Genomic DNA, 18,267 nt, shown 5'->3' with positions numbered 1-18,267 from the left:
GGCCCGGCAGCGGCCACCGGCGCACCACACCGGGCAGGCGAGCGGGCGGGCAGGCGAGCGGCCGTGGGAGGCTACGGGAGCACTGCCCGCCCCCGCCAGGAGAACCCCCCGTGAACCGCGCCCCGGACCACCTGCCGGACCAGCCGCTCGACCACCCGCCGGGCCACCGACCCGGCCACCCGGGGGACCGCCCCGGGGACCGCCCGCGCGCCGCTCTGCGCCTCGACGCGCAGGCGTCCGGGCATCCCGCGGGCATCCTCGACGCCGCCGCGCGGGCCGAGCGCCGGGGCATGGACCGGCTGGTGGTCGCCGAGACCGCGTACGACCCGTTCCTCCAACTGGCCCGCGCCGCCGACCGGACCAGCACGATCGAACTGGCCACCGGCATCGCCGTCGCCTTCGCCCGCACCCCGATGACCCTGGCCTACGAGGCCTGGGGCCTGCACGCGGCCTCCGGCGGGCGCGCCGTGATCGGCCTCGGCTCGCAGGTCAAGCCGCACATCGAGAAGCGCTTCGGGATGCCCTGGGACCGGCCGGCCGCGCGGATGCGCGAGTACGTCCACGCGGTACGGGCGATCTGGCACAGCTGGCAGACCGGCGAACGGCTGCGGTTCCGCGGCGACTTCTACACCCACACCGTGATGACCCCGGTCTTCTCCCCCGACCCCGTCCCCGCCGGCGCGCCCCGGATCCTGCTGGCCGGCGTGGGGCCGCTGATGACGCGCACCGCCGGGGCGGTGGCCGACGGCTTCCTCAGCCACCCGTTCACCTCGGTCGCCTACCTCACCGGGCAGGTGCTTCCCGGTCTGGCCGAGGCCCGCGCCGGCGCCGAGGCGGACGGCGCCGCCTGGACCGCCCGGCCCTTCGAGATCACCGGCAACGTCCTCACCGCCACCGGCCGGACCGAGGAGGAACTGCACGCCAACCGGGCCGCGGTACGCGAGCGGCTGGCCTTCTACGCCTCCACGCCCGCCTACCGCCCGGTGCTGGCACAGCACGGGTGGGAGGACCTCCAGGAGCAGTTGCACCACCTGTCGGTACGGAACCGCTGGCAGAAGATGGCCGCGCTGGTCGACGACGAGGTGCTGGACACCTTCGCCGTCACCGGCCCGGTCGAGGAGGTCGCCCGGGAGATCCACCGCCGGTACGCCGGCCTGGTCACCCGCCTCTCGGTCAGCCTCCCGGACGACGCCGACCCGGAGCTCGGCTTGGACGTCCTCGCCGCCGTCCGCGCCCTGGGCTGACCTCACGGGCGGGGACGGCGCCGACGGCTACAGGGCGGCGAGGCTCTCCGCCGGATCGTCGAGGCCGAGCGATCCCAGGGACAGCGCACCCGTGTGCCAGGCCTTGGGGTCGAAGGCGGCTCCGTGACGGCGGCGGGCCGCCTCGCGCCCCCGCAGCCAGGCCCGTTCGCCCAGTTCGTAGCCGATGGCCTGGCCGGGCCAGCCGACGTAGCGGTCGATCTCGCCGGCCCGCCGGGCGGGCGAACTGCCGTGGTAGGGGGCCATGAACCCGGTCGCGAGGCCCGGCGTCCAGCGTACGCCGGGGTGGAACCCGGAGCCGGCGGGCACCGGCAGCTCCAGGTGCATCCCGATGTCGACGATGACCCGGATGATCCGCAGCATCTGCTTGTCCAGGTAGCCGAGGCGGCGGGCCGGGTCGGTGAGGAAGCCCAGCTCGTCCACTCTGCCGGTCGTCGCCCGGCTGCCAGCCGGGCCTCGTCGCCAGCACCGGATCGAGCGCGGCGATCCGGGCGACGTAGTCGTCGGCTATCCGGCGCGGTGTGCTCAGTTCGTCAGACGTCCGGCCATCCTGACGCTGCATCAGGACACTGTCGGCACCGCGGCCGCCGACGCCCCGGGAGCGCCGGGGCGCACGCGCCGGGGGCCCGGCCTCCGCCACGCCTCCGCCCCCACCTCCACCTCCGCCTCCACCTCCGCCTCCACCTCCGCCTCCGCCTCCGCCCCGCCCCGCCCCGCCGACGAGGTTGGCCCGGAGGCGCGGCCGGCGCGGGTGCCCCGGTGGAACGGCCGGCGCGGTGCCCGGCAGAGCCCCCGCCATGCCCGTGTCACCCGCCTCCCGGTCCCGGACTAGGCTGTGACGGTGAGTCTTCATGTGGTTGTCGGATACGGGCCCGCGGGGGCGGCCACTGCTCGGCTGCTGGCCGACCAGGGGCATTCGGTACGTGTGGTCACCAGGTCGGGCCGTCCGGCGGAGCCCGGCATCGAGCATGTGGCGCTGGACGCGGCGGCCGCCGGACAGTTGGCCGGGGCCGCGCGCGGCGCCGCGGCGATCTACGGCTGCGCCGCGCCGCCCCTCCACCTCTGGGCGGCCGAGTGGCCGCCGCTGGCCTCGGCGCTCTGCGCGGCGGCCGAGGAGACCGGGGCCGTCCTGGTGGGCCTGGGCAACCTGTACGGCTACGGCCCGGTGGACGGCCCGCTCACCGAGGGCCTGCCGCTCGCGGCGACCGGCCCGAAGGGGCGGGTCCGGGCCGCGGTCTGGGAGCAGGCGCGGGCCCTGCACGAGGCGGGCCGCATCAGGGCGGTCGAGGTGCGTGCCTCGGACTTCTTCGGCCCCGGTGTGACCGACGGCGGCCACCTGGCCTCGCGGGTCGTGCCGCGCGTGCTGAACGGCAGGCCCGTCACCGTACTGGGCGACCCGGATGCTCCGCACAGCTGGAGCTACCTCCCCGACGTGGCCCGGGCGCTGGCCGAGGTCGCTGGTGAGGAGCGGGCCTGGGGCCGGGCCTGGCACGTGCCCACGGCCCCCGCGCTGTCGAGCCGGGAGATGGTCGGCGGGCTCGCCGCGGAGGCGGGGGCCGGCCCGGTGGCGGTGCGGAGGATGCCGGCGGCGGCCCTGGCCCTGGCCTCGCTCTTCTCGCCGCTGATCCGCGAACTGCGCGAGGTCCGCTATCAGTTCGACCGTCCGTTCGTGATGGACTCCTCCGCCTACGAGTCCGCCTTCGCCGTGCGCGCCACCCCGGTCGCGGAGCAGTTCGGGGCGACGGTGGCGTGGTGGCGCGAGCGGATCTCCGCGGTGAAGGGCGCCTGAGCCCGCCGACGCCCGGCCGTCCTCACGGACCCCTCACCGACCCCTCACGGGCTCGCCCGACTCCCGACCGCCCGTGCAACCGACGAGCCAGTGATCACGTCCTAAGATCACACAATGGCGCACCGCCCCGGCCGGGGCGGTGCGCCATCCGGGGGCGTGCAGGTCCGGCCGCCCCCGGTCGCGTGCCGGTCCCGCCCGGGGCCGCCGTCCGGCTCCGCGGACCGGACGCCACACTGGTCGGAGAGTTCTCACCGTGCAACCGCCGTCTCCTCGCTTCCGTGCCCTTCTGACGGGTACCACCGCGCTCGTCCTGGCCACATCGCTGGCCGCCTGCTCCGGCGGCGACGGCGGCAGAGGCGACGCGGCGAAGGACGCCGGCACCACCACCGGCCCGGCCGCCGCCGGCACCGCGTCCGCAGCACCCGCCGCCCCTGCGGCCGGCAGCAAGGTGGCCATGCCCACCGGTCCGACCACGACGTTCGGCAAGGCCAGGGACACCACCGCCGGGCCGATCACCGTGACCACCCTGACCGGTGCGAAGTCCGGCGTGTCGGGAAAGGTCTGGGTCTGGCTGCCGCCCGAGTACAACGACCCCAAGTACGCCAGGACCGGCTTCCCCGTCATCGTCCTCTTCTCCGGCGGCCAGAGCGCCGGCTACAACACCTACACGGACAACCAGTTGCCCATCCAGGCGGCCGACGTGGAGATGACGAAGGCCGGCACGGCCCACCCGTTCATCATGATCATGCCGGTGCAGAACCTGGACCCCGACGAGCACAAGGCGCTGGAGTGCAGCGACATCCCGGGCCAGCCGAAGATGGGCACCTGGCTGGCCGAGGACATACCCGCCTTCATCCGGGCCAACTTCCGCACCCTGAAGAGCCGGGACGGCTGGGGCGTGATGGGCGCCTCCACCGGCGCCTTCTGCAGCGCCAAGCTCGCCCTGCAGCACCCGGAGACGTTCGGGGTCGCGGTGCCGGTCGACGGCTACTGGGCCCCGGACTCGCCGCTCTGGAAGGGGCACGAGGCGGAGCGCCAGGCCAACAGCCCGAACGCCATGGTCTCGCAGGGCAAGGCGGACGTGCGGATGCTCGCCACCGCGGCCGGCGGTACCGCGCCCGAGGTCAAGCTGGTCAAGGACTGGGTCGCCAAGGCCGTCCCGCCGCTGAAGATCGACTACTACGAGCAGCCCGGCGGCCAGCACCTCACCTCGGACTTCAAGAAGATGATCCCGAACACCCTGGAGTGGCTCACCAAGAACATGGCCGGGCCGACCGCCGACTGACGGTTCGTCCACAATGTGCCCCCGCCGGAGAGTTGGCATGACTGAAACCCCGTCCGACCGGGCATACCGTGGATAGCCCGTCAACGGGCCCGGTTGGAACTCCCCACGAGCGCAACCGGGCCCCGACTGGCGGCCGGGCCTGGACGTGACTTCCCCCACGGAGTCGCTGCCAGGCCCGCATGCTGTTCAGCCAGCGACACGCAGCGTACATGCCACCTCCACGTAACGCTACCGTGCGGCCGTCGGACACTTCGTCTCCCGGCCCCCGGGGCCGAAACGGGTCCACAGGCGCCGTGGGGACGGGGTCACACGGCGCACTCCCCACCGGGGACCTTCAGGCCCAGGAACATGACCTGCCGGCGCGGCCGGAACCCCAGCGACTCGTAGAGCCGGATCGCCGTGGTGTTGTCGGCTGCGGTGTGCAGGAACGGCATGTCGCCGCGCTCGCGGATCCCGGCCGCGACCGCCCGCACGAGCCGGGGCGCCAGGCCCTGCCCGCGGTGGGACTCGGCCGTGCAGACCGCGCTGATCTCGGTCCAGCCCGGCGGGCGCAGGCGCTCCCCGGCCATCGCGACCAGCGCGCCGCCGCGCCGGATGCCCAGGTAACGGCCGAGTTCGACGGTGCGGGGCAGGAACGGGCCGGGCCGCGCCTGCTCCACCAGCGCCAGCATCTCCGGCACGTCGGCGGGGCCCAGCCGGACGGCCTCCTCGTCGGGCGCGGCGCGGACACCGTCGTCCACCAGCTGGACACCGGGGCCCTGCACGAGGATCTCCCAGTCGGCCGGCACCGCGGTCGGCGAGCCGGTGGCGACGAGGACGAAGCCGGGGCCGCACAGCGCCGCCACGTTCCGCCAGGCCTGTCGGTCCGGCCGGTCCGGAAGGGCCAGGAACGGCGACACGTCGGCCGGGTAGCACAGGACGTCGCCCCGCCGCCGGGCAAGGTGGGCGTGCGGGCCCAGCAGGGCGGCGCGGGCCGGGTTGTCCAGGATGTGGACCGGGCCGACCGGGGAGCCGGCCGGGTCGTCCAGGACGCGGCGGTACACGGCGCCGTCCGTGGCGCCGTCGGGGGTGAGCGCGGGGTACTGGGACATGCGAAGCCGTTCCTCGATCTCGATGCGTCTCGCTCCTTCGGCGGCGGCGTGGCCGGTCCCGGCCGGAGCCGGCTGCGACGGAGCGCAACCGCCGGGCGTACCGAGCGTGCGGGCCGCTTTGGGGCGGGCTCGCACGTCGGTGGAGTCACGTGACGGCGTGGGCGACGGACCGTTACGGGCGACAGAGTCCGGCCGGAAAGCCGACCCCGTTCCAGCGGCGCCGCACGAGCGCGGCGCCCCGGCCCCGGCCCCCGGCGACAGCACGGTGGGCGGCGGTCGGCGGTCGGAACGCCGCGCGCGGCGGGACCGGGAACCCGAGAGCCACCCGCTCGTCCTGCCGTTGGCCTGCGCGCATCGCCCGTCCGTTTCGCATCCGGCAACCGTGAACGTCCACGGTACCGCGCACCACGGCCGGTTCCGGAAGCGATCGCGCGGCCGCTCCGGAAGCGATCCCGCGACGCCGCCCGCGGACGCAGCTCCCCGGAGCCCGGTGCCACCCGGTCCCGCGGTCGCCTGAACCGGTGGTCCACCTCGACCCGTTATTACCTACATAACCGATTACCTACATAATCGTGCACCAGTACGATCCTCGTACAGGAGTTATCGCACCACCATGTCCATCCAGGCCCCAGCCCGCCCCCGCGCGGCCGCCACCGTCCCCCCGAGGCCCCACGTGCCCCAGCCCGCCCACCGGAAGCCCGCTCACCGGTCGTACGGCCGCCCCGCCACGGGGACCAACCAATGAGGGTCTTCGCCGGATCCCGGCGCGACGAAGCCTCCCCGCAGGATCCCGCGGGCGACCGGACCGGCCGGCGGAGAGCCTGGAAAGGCGCGCTCGCCATCGTGGTGGTCGCCGCCGTGACCGCCGGCCTGCTGTGGTGGCAACCGTGGAGCCCGGCCCCCGCCCGCCGGCAGAAGCCGATGGAGTTCACAACGGCCACCGGTGGCTCCCCCCGCTTCGGCACCGGCGAACAGCTCCTCCGCTACAAGGTGCGTGCCGAGAACGGAATCAAGGAGAGCCCCGAACAGTTCGCCGCCGAGGTCGACACCGTCCTCGGCAACGTCCAGCGCGGCTGGGCCGCGGACGGCACCCGGTCCTTCCAGCGCATGCCCGCCGACCCGGTGGACTTCACCGTCTACCTGGCCACCCCGGAGACCACCGACCGGATCTGCGGCCAGTACGGGCTGGACACCGGCGGCTGGGTGAACTGCGGCGTGGGCCACCAGGTGGTCATCAACCTCAAGCGCTGGACCGAGCTGACCGAGTACTACACCGGCCGACCCGACCTCTACCACGCACTCGCCGTCAACCACGAGGTCGGCCACGTACTCGGTCTCGGCCACGTCGACTGCCCCGGTCCGGGCCAGCCGGCACCGGTGATGATGCAGCAGATCAAGGGACTGCACGACTGCGTGCCGAACGGCTGGCCCTACTCCGAGACCGGCACCCTCCTCACCGGTCCCCCCGTCCAGGCCCCCACCCCCGCCCCCTAGAGACACCTCAGCCGAAGCACCTCAACCGCAGCAGCACGGCCGCCGGGCCCGTCGCACCTCCCTGCGCCGGGGTCCCGCGCACGCGAGGCACGGGGCACCCGGCAGGCCCGTGCCTCAGGCCGCCTCGATGCGCTCCACGATCAGTTCGCACAGTTCGTGGGTGCGCAGCGCGTCACGGGCGTCGAGGGTCTTTCCGGTGCGGACGGCGTCCAGGAACGTGAGCACGACCTGCTCGATGCCGCGCTGGCGGGCCACCGGCACCCAGTCACCGCGGCGGCGGATCGTCGGCTGGCCCCGGTGATCGATCACCTCGGCCAGATTGTGGACCTCGCGCTTGGAGTCCCCGCCCGAGACCTGGAGGATCTCCTCGGTGGAGCCGCTCACCCGGTTCATGATGCCCAGTGCCGTGAACCCCTCACCGGCGAGGGTGAGGACGAGGTGCTCCACCAGGCCGTCACGCACCCGGGAGCGGACGTCCACGTGCTCCACCTCACCGGGCACCAGGAATCGCAGGACATCCACGACATGGATGAAGTCGTCGAAAACCATCGGCCTCGCCGCCTCCGGCAGGCCCTCCCGGTTCTTCTGCAGCACGATCAGGTCGCGCGGCCGCTCCAGCGCCTGGACGTAACCGGGCGCATGACGGCGGTTGAAGCCCACCATCAGCGAGCGGCCCGCGCGGTCCGCGAGGTCGACCAGCCGGCGGGAACCGTCCAGCGTGTAGTCGAGCGGCTTGTCCACGTAGACGTCGACGCCGGCGGTGAGCAGCTGCTCCACGATCGGGACGTGCTGGTCCGTAGCCGCGTGGACGAACGCGGCCCGGATTCCGCCCGCGATCAGCTCGCCGAGGTCGGTGAACCGCTTGCCGGGATCGATGCGGTGGGCGTCGCCGATCCGGTCGAGCTTGGCCCGGTCCCGGGTCATCAGACGCAGGTCGAGACCCGGCAGCGCCGCCAGCACCGGCAGATACGCCTTCTGGGCGATGTCGCCGAGACCGATCACCCCGACCGGCAACGGGGCATCGAGGACGGGGATCGGACTCATCGGCTCTCCTGTGGGGACGGGGGGGGACGGGTGATCATCGACGGCCCCCACCCTATTCGCCACGCGCCGCACGCGGCACGACACCGCCTGCGCGGCCGCGCACGCCTCCCCGGCCCGCCCGTGCTCGTCCCCTCCCTGATCCTGATCGCGATCCTCGTCCTGGTCGTCCGGCCGCTCATCGCCTTCGCCGCCGCCCGGGGCTCCGACCTGACCACGGGCGAGTGGGGCTTCATCGGCTGGATGGCGCCCCGCGGCATCGTCGCCGCCTCGACCGCGTCCGCCTTCGCCGCCACCCTGGTGGAGAAGGGGCTGCCCGGCGCCGCGAAGATCCTCCCGATCACCTTCCTCGTGACCGTGGGGACGGTCGTCCTGTACGCGCTGACCGCCGCCCCCGTGGCGCGACGGCTCAAGGTCGTCCGGCCGAGCCGGACCCGCCCGCTCCTCGTCGGCGGCGAACCCTGGGTGATCGGCCTGGGGAAGGCCCTGCAGTCGGCCGGTCTCGACGTGCTGATGTGGGCGGGGCTCGACGAGGAACGCGACCGGATCACCATGGCCGGCATCGAACTCGCACACGGGGAGATGTTGGCGACCGCGACCAACCCCCGGGCCCGGCTGGAGGGCGTCACCGCGGTGTTCCTGCTCACCGACGACGACGACTTCAACGCGCTCGCCTCCGTCGTCGTCAAGGACAACGTCGAAGGCCCCGTCTACCGCGTGGGCCCGCCGCGGGACAGCCACGGCGTGGTCGCCCCCTACACCGGGGGCGACATCCTCTTCGGCCACGCCCTCGTCCGGCACCGCCTGGCGGCCCGCTACGAGCAGGGCGCCCGCTTCCACCTGCAGCCGGGATCCCCTGCCCGTCCCCCCGGACCACGACCTCCTCTTCGTCATCAGCACCGACGGCCTCCTCGCCCCGGTCACCGAGGCCCAGGCGATCACGCCGCGGCCGGACGAGACCGCCGTCCTGCTGGGCCCCGCATGATGTCCTGGGCCGCCCGATTCCGGCTGCGGCAGTACGCCAAGGCCAGCCTGTGGATCGTCCCGCTGGCCGGGCTCGTCCTCGGCGTCGCCCTGGCCGAGGCGGCGACCGCCGTGGACGGGGCGTCCTGGCTGCCGAAGACCTGGGACTACTCCGCGTCGACCGCGAGCAGTGTCCTCAGCTCCGTGGTCGGCTCGATGATCGCGCTGCTCGGGTTCGTCGTCACCATCGGCGTCCTCGTCATCCAGCAGGCCACCGGCACACTCTCCCCCCGCTACATGCGGCTCTGGTACCGCGACCGGCTGCAGAAGGCCGTCCTGGCCACCTTCACCGGCACCTTCGCGTTCGCCTACACCCTGCTGCGGAGCATCGAGACCGACTCCGTACCCAACCTCGGCGTGACCCTCGCCGGCATCGCCGTCTCGGCCAGCCTCCTCCTCCTGCTGATCTACCTCAACCGCTTCACGCACAACCTGCGCCCCGTGGCCATCGCCGACATCGTGGGACGCCTGGGCGAGCGAGTCCTCGACCGCGCCGCGGCGGGCATCCGGAGCTCCACCGCGCGCGACCCGGCGCCGCGGCCGGGCTCCCCGGCCGGCCGCATCCGGTCGGAACGCGGCGGCGTCATCCAGGCGATCAACGCGCCCGGCCTGGTCGCGCTCGCCGCCCGGCACGACTGCGTCCTCGTCCTGGCCGCCTCCGTCGGCGACTTCGTACCGCCCGGCGCCACCGTGGTCGAGATCCACGGCGGCGCACCCGCGCCGGATCCCCACCGGGTGACCGGCCTGCTCGCCCTCGGCGCCGAGCGGACCGTCGAGCAGGACCCGGCGTTCGCCCTGCGCATCCTGGTCGACATCGCCATCCGGGCCCTCTCCCCCGCCGTCAACGACCCCACCACCGCCGTCCAGGTGCTGAACCACATCGAGATGTTCCTCTACGCCGTCGGCCGCGTCGGGCTCCGCAGCAGCTACGTGCTCGCCGACGACCACGGCCGGCCGCGCCTCGTCCTGCCCGGCCGGCCGGCCGTGGGAGGACTACCTGGAACTCGCCGTCACCGAGATCCGCGACTACGGCGCGACCTCCGTCCGGGTGTGCCGACGGCTCAGGGCCCTCCTCGAAGGCCTCCTCGCGGCACTGCCGCAGGAGTGCCGGCCCGCCCTCCGCCTCGAACTCTCCCTTCTCGACCTCGCGGTCGACCAGGCGTTCGGCGAAGGGCCCCGCCGGGCCGACGCCCGGACCCCCGACCCCCAGGGCATCGGCGGAGGACGGCACCCCGGGGGCGCACCGCCCGACACCCCGGCACCCGGCGGGCCCGGCCGATAGGGACGCCTCCGGCCCGGCCGGGCCCGCCGATCCCGCCGGCCCCCGCGGCTCCCACCGGCCGGTCCTCGCCGGTAGCGACAGCCTCCGGATCTCGCGGCGGCGGCACGCCGGTGTCACGATGGACGCAGGAATTCCGCCGCGATCGGAGGCGGTCATGGGCCGCTACTACCACTTCCACCGTGAACACGCCGGCTACTCCGTGACCGTCGACGTGCACCTGGGCGGACCCCGGGAACTCGCGCTCCTGGTGGACGGCAAGGAGGTTGCGGCGGTGCGCATCCACGGCCACCACTCCGAGGTGCGGTCGCTGGCCACGACCCTGCCGACCGACCCGCCACGCCACATCGAGGCCCGGGTGACACTGCCCGGCCCGGTCCGGGGAGAGCCGACCAGCGTCCTGATCGAGGACGGCACCCGGCTCCCTATGCCGGAGAGGGAGATACCGCGCAGGGCGCGGCTGACGGAGGTTTCCTGGTACGCCTGAGCGGCGCTTCCCCCGCACTGCCCTGCAGGACCCACCGCGCACCGCGGGCGTGGACGGTACCGGCGCCCCGGCCGACCGGGGCCGGCCGGGGCGCCCGTCAGGCCGTTCCGTCCCAGGCGGTCAGGCCCCAGCGGAACGTGTGCAGGTCGCCGGCGCCGAGCTCCACCAGATCGGCCCGGCCACGGAACGCGTCCGGTGGGCAGGACATCGGCTCTACCGCGAGGCCCCGGCGCCGGGCCGCCTCGGAGAGCGTGGCGCCGGTGTACACCTGGAGGAAGTCGGCCCCTTCGCCCAGCCACAGATCACAGCCGTGCGAGCCGGAGGGATGCGCGAGCCGCACCACGGCCCGACCGGAGGAGCCCCGTTCCAGTTCGGTGAACGGGGTGTCCAGCCGCTGCGGGCCGATGGTGCGCGGCGTGCGGAAGTCCAACGGCGTGCCCGCCACGGGCCGGGCCGCAGCGGGAGTGCCCGGATCGGCGGACGGAAGCCATGCCCGGGCCGGGAGGGTCAGCAGCGCATCGTCCACCAGGTCCGTACCCACCGTCAGATAGGGGTGCTGGCCCACTCCGTAGGGCGCGGCCACCGCCCCCAGATTGCGCGCGGTCACGGTGACCGCCAGCCCTCGGGCCCCGAGCACGTACTCCGCGCGGACGCCGAGGTGGAACGGATAGCCGGGCTGCGGAAAGACGGTGGCCTCGAGCAGGACGCGGTCGTCGGCCTGTTCCAGTGGCTGCCACGAGGCCCAGCGCAGCAGCCCGTGAATGGCGTTGCCCGCCTCCGGCTCGGTCAACGGGAGCTGCAGGTCCTCGCCGTTCCATCGGTACCGTCCGCCGCCGATGCGGTTCGGCCAGGGCACCAGGAGCTGTCCGCGGCCGCCGGTGATCCGCTCGTCGGCGGCGAAGCCGTCCAGGACGGTGCGCCCGGCCACCGTGTAGCGGCCCAGGGCCGCGCCGAGCTCCACCACGATCGCGCTGTGCTCGCCGCTGCGCAGGAGGAACTGCCGCCCGGTCGGGCTGTGGGACATGGCCGGCCTCCAGGTCGGGGTGGAGCGGGCGGATTGCGGACCACGATTCAGGGGGACACCGCGGCCGGCGGCGGCGCGGGGGCCGGCGCAGGGGCGGGAGCGAGCTTGAACGTGAGGACGTAGGAGACCACGACCGCGACGATCACCAGCGGCATGACGGTGAGGCCTTCCGATCCGAGGAGCAGGGTGGCCAGCAGCACCGCGGTCATCGGCAGTTTCAGCATCGCCACGCACAGCGCCCCGACGCCCATCGCGAACCCGGATGTCGTGTCCAGTCCGGGGAGGTGCGCGAGGGCGAGCCCGCCCGCCGCTCCCACGAACATCGACGGAAAGACCGGGCCGCCGCGGAACCCACTGAGCGACAGGCTGTAGGCGAGCGCCTTGCAGACCACCAGGACGACCAGGGTCCCCGCCGTGTACCCGGCTTGACCGGCCAGCAGCGGCCCGAGCGCGCTCTGCCCCGAGTACAGGACGTCCGAAGCCGGCCTGCCCGTCCACTCGGCGTACACCAGCGCGAGGACTCCCACGAGCGCGCCGGCCACGGTGGTGAGCACCACCCGCCTCCGGTCGACCCGGCCTTGAAGGAACAGGCCCGAACGGTGGATCCCCGCCCCGAGGACGGCCGAGGCCACCCCGATCACGAGTGCCCAGCCGAACCCGGCGAGGTCGGGGCGGTGGGCCTGCGGCACCTGCGAAAGGGCCAACGAGTAGGTGCCCAGACCGGTCCAGGAGCCGAGGCCGGTGAAGATCAGTGCGCCGACGCCGGCCGCGAGGAGGCCCGGCACCAGAACGACACCCATCATGGCGCCGCCGAGGCCGGCCGCCTCCATCAGCAGGAATGCACCGAGCAGCGGCGATCCGAGCAGTGTGCTGACGGCCGCGAAACTCCCCGCGGCCCCCAGCACCGCGGCCGAACTGGGCTGGACGTCCCGTTTGACCGCCCGGACGGCGAACACCGCCAGGCCCCCGCCGAGCGCGATGAGCGGAGCCTCGGGACCGAGCACCACGCCCGCCCCGAGCGACGCCACCGCCGCGAGCGCGATACCGGGCAGTTCCGCCGCCGTCGGCGATCCCTTGGCGACCAGCCCCTCGGCCGGCTTGTGCCCGCCCTCCCCCGGCAGGCGGCTGATGGCGAGCGCCACCAGCAGTCCGGCCAGGGCGAGCAGCGGGATCGGCCACCACGAAGGCGTTCCGTCGAAGCCCAGCGCTTCGGGGAGATCGCTGTAGGTCAGCGACTGCAGTTCGGACACGAGCGCGAGGAATCCGAACGCCATCGCGGAGATCGGGACGCCGAGAACCGCGGTCATCACCAGCAGCACCGCGTACTTGCGGCTCCGGATCAGTACGAGGGGGTCCGGTGGCGGGGCGGCGGGCGGTCCGACGGCTGTGGTCGGCATGCTCATCGTCTCCTCGGCACCGGACGGCAGCTCTATCGCGTCGGTCGACAGGCCCAGGAGCCGTCCTACCACGGCTCGGGGGCACGCTCGGCACTTCCCGGTCCGTGACCGCCCGGCGATTCCCCGAACGTCATCCGGACGGCTCAGTTCACGCCCGGGGATGCCCCTGCGGCCGGGCGGCGCGTGCGCGCCGGACGGCGACCCGGCGCCAGATCCCGCGCTGCCCGCGCAGCGTCCAGGTGCCCACCACGATCAACACGACGATGTTGACCAGCAGTTGAACGAGCGAGCCCCCGGCCTCGCTCCAGCTGGAAAATGCGACGGACACCGCGATGTCCGCCGCCGCCGGGATGGTCGTGACCGAGATGAAGACGCCCAGCAGCGCGCTGGTCCTCGCCTCGCTGAGCGAGACGATGCCGACGACGCCGGCCAGCCCCGCCACCGCGAACGAGAAGAAGTTGGGGGTGTCGATCAGCTGGGAGACCGGCCGCAGGCCCAGGCTGAACGCCTTCGATTCGAAACCGAACCCGCGGATCACGAGGCTGAACAGGAAGGTGACGACGACGGCCAGGACGAAGCCCAGCAGCAGCGCCCGCAGCCCCTGGCGGACCCGCCGGCCGTCACGGCGGTCGATGCCCAGCGCGATGCTGACGATGGCCCCGTACTCGGGGCCGACGACCATGGCTGCGACGATCAGGATCTGCGAGTTGGTGACGATCCCGACCGCGCCGATGAGGCCGGCGACGACCAGGTAGAGGTAGAAACTCGGCGCGTACGTCCCCTCGGCCCGGATCCGAGCCTCGACCTCGTCCCAGACCGGCGCGTGGGTGAGTGCCCCGAGCTTTCGGGTGCCGGCCTCCGCAGCCCCGCCGACGAACGCCACGTCCACGGGCTCGATGACGATCGAGCCCCGGCTGTCCAGGTCCAGCGCGCGCAGGGCACGCAGGACGTCGTTCGCCGCGCCGGTCAGCACGTCGCAGGCGATGGCGTCACCGTCCGGGTTGCGCGCCGCACCGGACTGCACGATCAGGTTGAGGACCGAGGGGGAGCCCGCGAGGCAACCGACGACCCGGTCGGTGAGGTCCGGCGGGCTCACCGCACGGACATGGATCATGTCCAACCCCGAACCTCCACAGGCTTCGGCTTCCCGGCCGGGTGCCGGCCCCTGCAGAATCCCCCACCCGGCCCCGCCCGCCGCGGCATCGCCGCGCGCGGGCGCCCGAGGATTCCCGCCGCGGCCCCTCGACGGAGGGCGCCGGCCACCGCAACGGGCGCGTCCGCCCGTCCTGGCCGATAGTGAAATCAAAGGATCACTCTGACCTTGGGAAGCTCATGGACCGCTACCCGCCCATAGCCGAGCACGGCCTCATAGGCGACCTGCAGACCGCCGCGCTGGTGACCTCGCGCGGCGTCGTCGACTGGTTCGCCGCACCGCGCTTCGACTCCCCCAGCGTCTTCGCCGCCCTGCTCGACCACGACCGCGGCGGCTACCTCCGGCTCGCGGACGTGAATCCGCAGGCCACCTGCAAACAGCTGTACTACCCGGACACCGCCGTCCTGGTCACTCGCTTCATGTCACCCGACGGGGTGGGCGAAGTGATCGACTGGATGCCGCCGAACACCAGCCGCACCCCGACCGACCGGCACACCCTGATCCGGACGGTGCGCAGCGTCCGCGGCACCGTGCGCTTCGAGATGGAGTGCCGCCCGCGGTTCGACTACGGCCGCGCCACCCACGAACTGGACCTGCGGCCCGAGGCAGCCGTCTTCCGGGCGCCGGGCGTCTGCGCGTTCCTCCAGAGCACCTTCCCGGTGGAACGGGACGGCGACGACCTACGGGGCTCCGTCACGCTGAACGTCGGCGAAGGGGCAGCAGTCGTCCTGACCGTCTGCGACGCCGACGGCCAGGCGCCACCGACGGCCACCGTCGACGGGATCACCGAACAGCTCTGGGACGCAGCCGACTTCTGGCAGAAGTGGGTGCACGGATCCAACTACCGCGGCCGCTGGCCGGACATGGTGAACCGCTCCGCGATCACCCTCAAGCTGCTCACCTACGCCCCCAGCGGCGCACCGGTGGCCGCGGCCACCATGGGCCTGCCCGAACAGGTCGGCGGCGAGCGCAACTGGGACTACCGCTACACCTGGGTCCGCGACGGCTCGCTCTCCGTCCGCGCCCTGCTCGACCTCGGCTTCGTCGAGGAGGCGACGGACTTCACGCACTGGCTGGGCGACCGCCTGCACGAGACGTCCGGGAAGGGCGGCGAACCGCTCCAGATCATGTACCGGGTCGACGGCGAACCGCTGCTGACCGAGGAGGTCCTCGGCCATCTGGAGGGGTACCGCGGCTCCGCGCCGGTGCGGCTCGGCAACGCGGCTGCCGACCAGTTGCAACTGGACATCTACGGTGAGGCGCTCTACGCGCTCTCCGAGGGCCGGGAGATCGCCGCCCAGGCCGGCTACCGCGGCTGGAAGGTCCTCTCCCAGAGCCTGGACTGGCTGGCCGACTCCTGGGACCGCCCCGACGAGGGCATCTGGGAGACCCGCGGCGGGCGGAAGGACTTCACCTACAGCCGGGTGATGTGCTGGGCGGCCTTCGACCGCGGCCTGCGGCTGGCCGAGGAATTCCGCCGGCCGGCGGACACCGAGCGCTGGAAGAAGGCCCGCGACACCATCCTGCTGCAGGTCATGGAGCGCGGCTGGAGCGAGGAGCAGCAGGCGTACGTCCAGCACTACGGCGGGGACGACGTCCTGGACGCCTCGCTGCTGCTGATGCCCCGGGTCGGGTTCGTCGCCCCCCGGGACCCGACCTGGTTGTCCACCCTGGACGCGATGGACCGCACCCTGGTGTCCGACAGCCTCGTCTACCGCTACGATCCGGCCGCCTCCCCCGACGGCCTGCGCGGCTCGGAGGGCACGTTCAGCCTCTGCACCTTCCTCTACGTCGATGCACTGGCCCGGGCCGGGCGTCTGCGGCCCGCCCGTTACACCTTCGAGAAGATGCACACCTACGCCAACCACGTCGGCCTCTTCGCCGAGGAAGTCGGGCCCAGCGGCGAGCAACTCGGCAACTTCCCACAGGCGTTCACCCACCTGTCGCTCATCACCGCCGCCTGCACGCTGGACCAGGCCCTCGACCGCCAGCGCCCCTGACAGGGCAGGCAGCGGCGTGCACGGCGCCGTGCGACCGACCGTGCCGCCGGAGCCGGAGTGGTCCAAGGCCCTCCACTCCCACGACGGGCTGCGCGGGCCGGCCTACGGCGCGGACCCGGCGGCCGGGGTGAGGAGGACGGCGATGTCGCCGCCGGTCGGCGTCGGCACGGTGGTCTCCGTCGCGGCGACGAGCCGGCCGTCCGCGTTCACCAGGAACAGCACGTCGTGTCCGGCCGGGACGCCTCCGTCGACCCGGAAGGCGACGATCCGTGCTCCCCCCTCATACCGGCGGGCCAGTTCGGGCCGGTTGAGGGCGGGAGCGAACAGCGCCTCGCTCTCGATGTAGGGGGCGACGACGCCGTGGCTGGGGGTGGCCGGCGCCAGGCGGTGGACGGGCCCCTCCACCGTCTCCTTCAGCGTCATGAACGCGAGGGCGTTGAAGTCGTCCTCGTCGGTGAGCAGGAGCACCTCGGTGATGCCCTCCAGCTCGGCACGGGCTCCGGTGGCGGCGGCGAGCAGTTCGCCGGGGGCCAGTTCGAGGCCCGCGTCCTTGATGGTCCGGCGCTGCTGGTCGAGTCCTGCCCACATGAGCACGTCCAGGCCCGCCGACCGCAGGGCGCCACCCAGCTCCACCACCCAGGGATCGCCCCCGACCAGCAGCGGCCGCGACCGTGCCGACCGGCGGACGACGAGCCGCCGCGCCACCGGGAGCGCCGTCAGGCCGTAGACCATGACGGTGGCGACGATCACGACGAAGGTGGCCGGAAGGATCTTCTGGGCCCCGCCGACACCGGCCTGCACCAGGGCGGCGGAGAAGGTGGACGCGGTGGCCGCCGCGACGATGCCGCGCGGCGCCATCCATCCGATGAACCACCGCTCCCGGTAGGGGACGTCGGTGCGGGCGGTGGAGAGCAGCGCCACCATCGGCCTGACCACCAGGACGAGGGCCGCGACGAGGCCGAGGGCGGGCAGAACCACGTGGCGCAGCGACTGCGGGGTGACGGTGGCCGAGATCGAGATGAACAGCAGGCCGATGGTCAGCGAGACCAGCGTCTCGAAGAAGACCCGGCGGGCCGGGATGTCCAGCCCCGGCAGGTTGGCCAGCGCCATCCCCATCACCACGGCCGCGATGAGGCCGGTGTCGTCCCGGAAGGCGTCGCAGAGCCCCGCCACCGAGACAACCGCGGCGAGCTGCACCGTCGTGCCGAGCACCTCGCCGAGGGGCAGGTGGTGCAGCAGCAGCCAGAGCACGGCGGCTCCCACGGCGCCGCCGGCCAGACCGACCGCGGCACTGCCGCTGAACATGCCCACCTGGCTGCCGAGACCGTACTGTTCGGCGGCCAGGACGCCGTGGAAGACGAACGCCCCGAGGATGCCGCCCACCGGGTCGATCAGGGAGCCCTCCCAGACGAGGATGCGTTGCAGCCGTTCGGTCGGGCGGACGAAGCCCAGCAGGGGCCCGACCACGGTGGGTCCGCTGACCACGAGGATCGCGCCCAGCATCACGGCGGAGCCCAGCGACATGCTGATGATCGGGACGGCGAGCGGTGCCGCCGACATCCAGGTGACCAGGCCACCGAGCCAGATCAGCCTGACCACGACCCGGCGGGTGTGCCCCTTGAGCCGGCGCAGGTCCAGCCCGAGTCCGGCGTCGTAGAGGATCACCGCCACGGCGAGCGACACCAGCGGTGAGAAGGCGGCGCCCAGCAGCTTCTCGGGATTGACGTCGTCGGTCAGCGCGCCCGCGACGAATCCGGCGGGCAGCAGCAGGAGGATCGCCGGCACCCGCAGCAGGCTCGCCAGCAGCTGGGAGCCGACGGCAAGGGCGAAGATCAGTGCGATGCCGATCAGGATCTGACTGGATGTCACGACATCTCCTCCTTGGACGCGCCGCTCCTACCCGACGGGCTGCGAGATGCTCCGGCCGGCCAGGCGGGAGAGC

Annotated in this window: 13 protein-coding genes and 1 pseudogene; 7 read left to right on the top strand and 7 right to left on the bottom strand. The window is 73.4% G+C overall.

All coding sequences use genetic code 11. The annotated features are described in order from the left end of the window. Nucleotides 1-110: 110 nt before the first annotated feature. Complete coding sequence (locus tag OG286_RS35085) at nucleotides 111-1,244, top strand: TIGR03617 family F420-dependent LLM class oxidoreductase (RefSeq protein ID WP_405358783.1); 1,134 nt, start codon at nucleotides 111-113, stop codon at nucleotides 1,242-1,244. Nucleotides 1,245-1,271: 27 nt separating this feature from the next. On the opposite strand, the pseudogene OG286_RS35080 reads toward OG286_RS35085, so the two are convergent. Then, nucleotides 1,272-1,685: pseudogene (locus tag OG286_RS35080) on the bottom strand (DUF885 family protein); the annotation flags it as partial. 418 nt (nucleotides 1,686-2,103) lie between these two features. On the opposite strand from OG286_RS35080, the gene OG286_RS35075 reads away from it, so the two are divergent. Both OG286_RS35075 and OG286_RS35070 read left to right on the top strand, forming a co-directional pair. Continuing rightward, entirely contained in the window at nucleotides 2,104-3,051 is a 948-nt protein-coding gene (locus tag OG286_RS35075; RefSeq protein ID WP_396323667.1) for an NAD-dependent epimerase/dehydratase family protein, read from the top strand. Between the two features lie 253 nt (nucleotides 3,052-3,304). Continuing rightward, on the top strand, nucleotides 3,305-4,336 hold the full coding sequence (locus OG286_RS35070) for an alpha/beta hydrolase (RefSeq protein ID WP_396323668.1): 1,032 nt from the start codon (nucleotides 3,305-3,307) through the stop codon (nucleotides 4,334-4,336). Nucleotides 4,337-4,641: 305 nt separating this feature from the next. Here OG286_RS35070 and OG286_RS35065 read toward each other — a convergent pair whose 3' ends face one another. Beyond that, the gene (locus OG286_RS35065; RefSeq protein WP_405358784.1) at nucleotides 4,642-5,427 is read right to left on the bottom strand and encodes a GNAT family N-acetyltransferase; all 786 of its coding nucleotides are present in this window, start codon (nucleotides 5,425-5,427) and stop codon (nucleotides 4,642-4,644) included. A gap of 741 nt (nucleotides 5,428-6,168) precedes the next feature. Between OG286_RS35065 and OG286_RS35060 the strand changes: the two genes are divergently transcribed. Continuing rightward, the gene (locus OG286_RS35060) at nucleotides 6,169-6,921 is read left to right on the top strand and encodes a DUF3152 domain-containing protein (protein WP_396323670.1); all 753 of its coding nucleotides are present in this window, start codon (nucleotides 6,169-6,171) and stop codon (nucleotides 6,919-6,921) included. Between the two features lie 114 nt (nucleotides 6,922-7,035). Here the strand turns inward: OG286_RS35060 and OG286_RS35055 are convergent, their stop codons facing one another. After that, nucleotides 7,036-7,935, bottom strand: coding sequence for a Gfo/Idh/MocA family protein (locus OG286_RS35055; protein WP_396323718.1), 900 nt, complete (start codon nucleotides 7,933-7,935; stop codon nucleotides 7,036-7,038). 150 nt (nucleotides 7,936-8,085) lie between these two features. Here OG286_RS35055 and OG286_RS35050 point away from each other — a divergent pair, with 150 nt between their 5' ends. Both OG286_RS35050 and OG286_RS35045 read left to right on the top strand, forming a co-directional pair. Then, a complete protein-coding gene (locus OG286_RS35050; protein WP_405358785.1) occupies nucleotides 8,086-10,470 on the top strand; it encodes a DUF2254 family protein in 2,385 nt (794 codons plus the stop codon). Next, entirely contained in the window at nucleotides 10,422-10,751 is a 330-nt protein-coding gene (locus OG286_RS35045; RefSeq protein WP_396323672.1) for a hypothetical protein, read from the top strand. The genes OG286_RS35050 and OG286_RS35045 overlap by 49 nt, the downstream gene beginning before the upstream one ends. Before the next feature lie 97 nt (nucleotides 10,752-10,848). On the opposite strand, the gene OG286_RS35040 is transcribed toward OG286_RS35045, so the two are convergent. The 3 genes from OG286_RS35040 to OG286_RS35030 form a co-directional block, all read right to left on the bottom strand. After that, a complete protein-coding gene (locus OG286_RS35040; RefSeq protein ID WP_396323673.1) occupies nucleotides 10,849-11,775 on the bottom strand; it encodes an aldose 1-epimerase family protein in 927 nt (308 codons plus the stop codon). A 47-nt stretch (nucleotides 11,776-11,822) separates the two neighbouring features. Then, nucleotides 11,823-13,172 (bottom strand): chloride channel protein, encoded by a 1,350-nt coding sequence (locus tag OG286_RS35035; protein WP_396323674.1) that lies wholly within the window; start codon nucleotides 13,170-13,172, stop codon nucleotides 11,823-11,825. A gap of 148 nt (nucleotides 13,173-13,320) precedes the next feature. Beyond that, the gene (locus OG286_RS35030; RefSeq protein WP_396323675.1) at nucleotides 13,321-14,292 is read right to left on the bottom strand and encodes a DUF389 domain-containing protein; all 972 of its coding nucleotides are present in this window, start codon (nucleotides 14,290-14,292) and stop codon (nucleotides 13,321-13,323) included. Between the two features lie 212 nt (nucleotides 14,293-14,504). On the opposite strand from OG286_RS35030, the gene OG286_RS35025 reads away from it, so the two are divergent. Next, entirely contained in the window at nucleotides 14,505-16,325 is a 1,821-nt protein-coding gene (locus tag OG286_RS35025; protein ID WP_396323676.1) for a glycoside hydrolase family 15 protein, read from the top strand. A 102-nt stretch (nucleotides 16,326-16,427) separates the two neighbouring features. On the opposite strand, the gene OG286_RS35020 is transcribed toward OG286_RS35025, so the two are convergent. Continuing rightward, on the bottom strand, nucleotides 16,428-18,194 hold the full coding sequence (locus OG286_RS35020) for a cation:proton antiporter (RefSeq protein ID WP_396323677.1): 1,767 nt from the start codon (nucleotides 18,192-18,194) through the stop codon (nucleotides 16,428-16,430). Between the last annotated feature and the right edge of the window lie 73 nt (nucleotides 18,195-18,267).

Source organism: Kitasatospora sp. NBC_00039, from assembly GCF_045160625.1.
Taxonomy (GTDB): Bacteria; Actinomycetota; Actinomycetes; order Streptomycetales; family Streptomycetaceae; genus Kitasatospora.
This window is presented reverse-complemented; position numbering and strand designations above follow the sequence as displayed.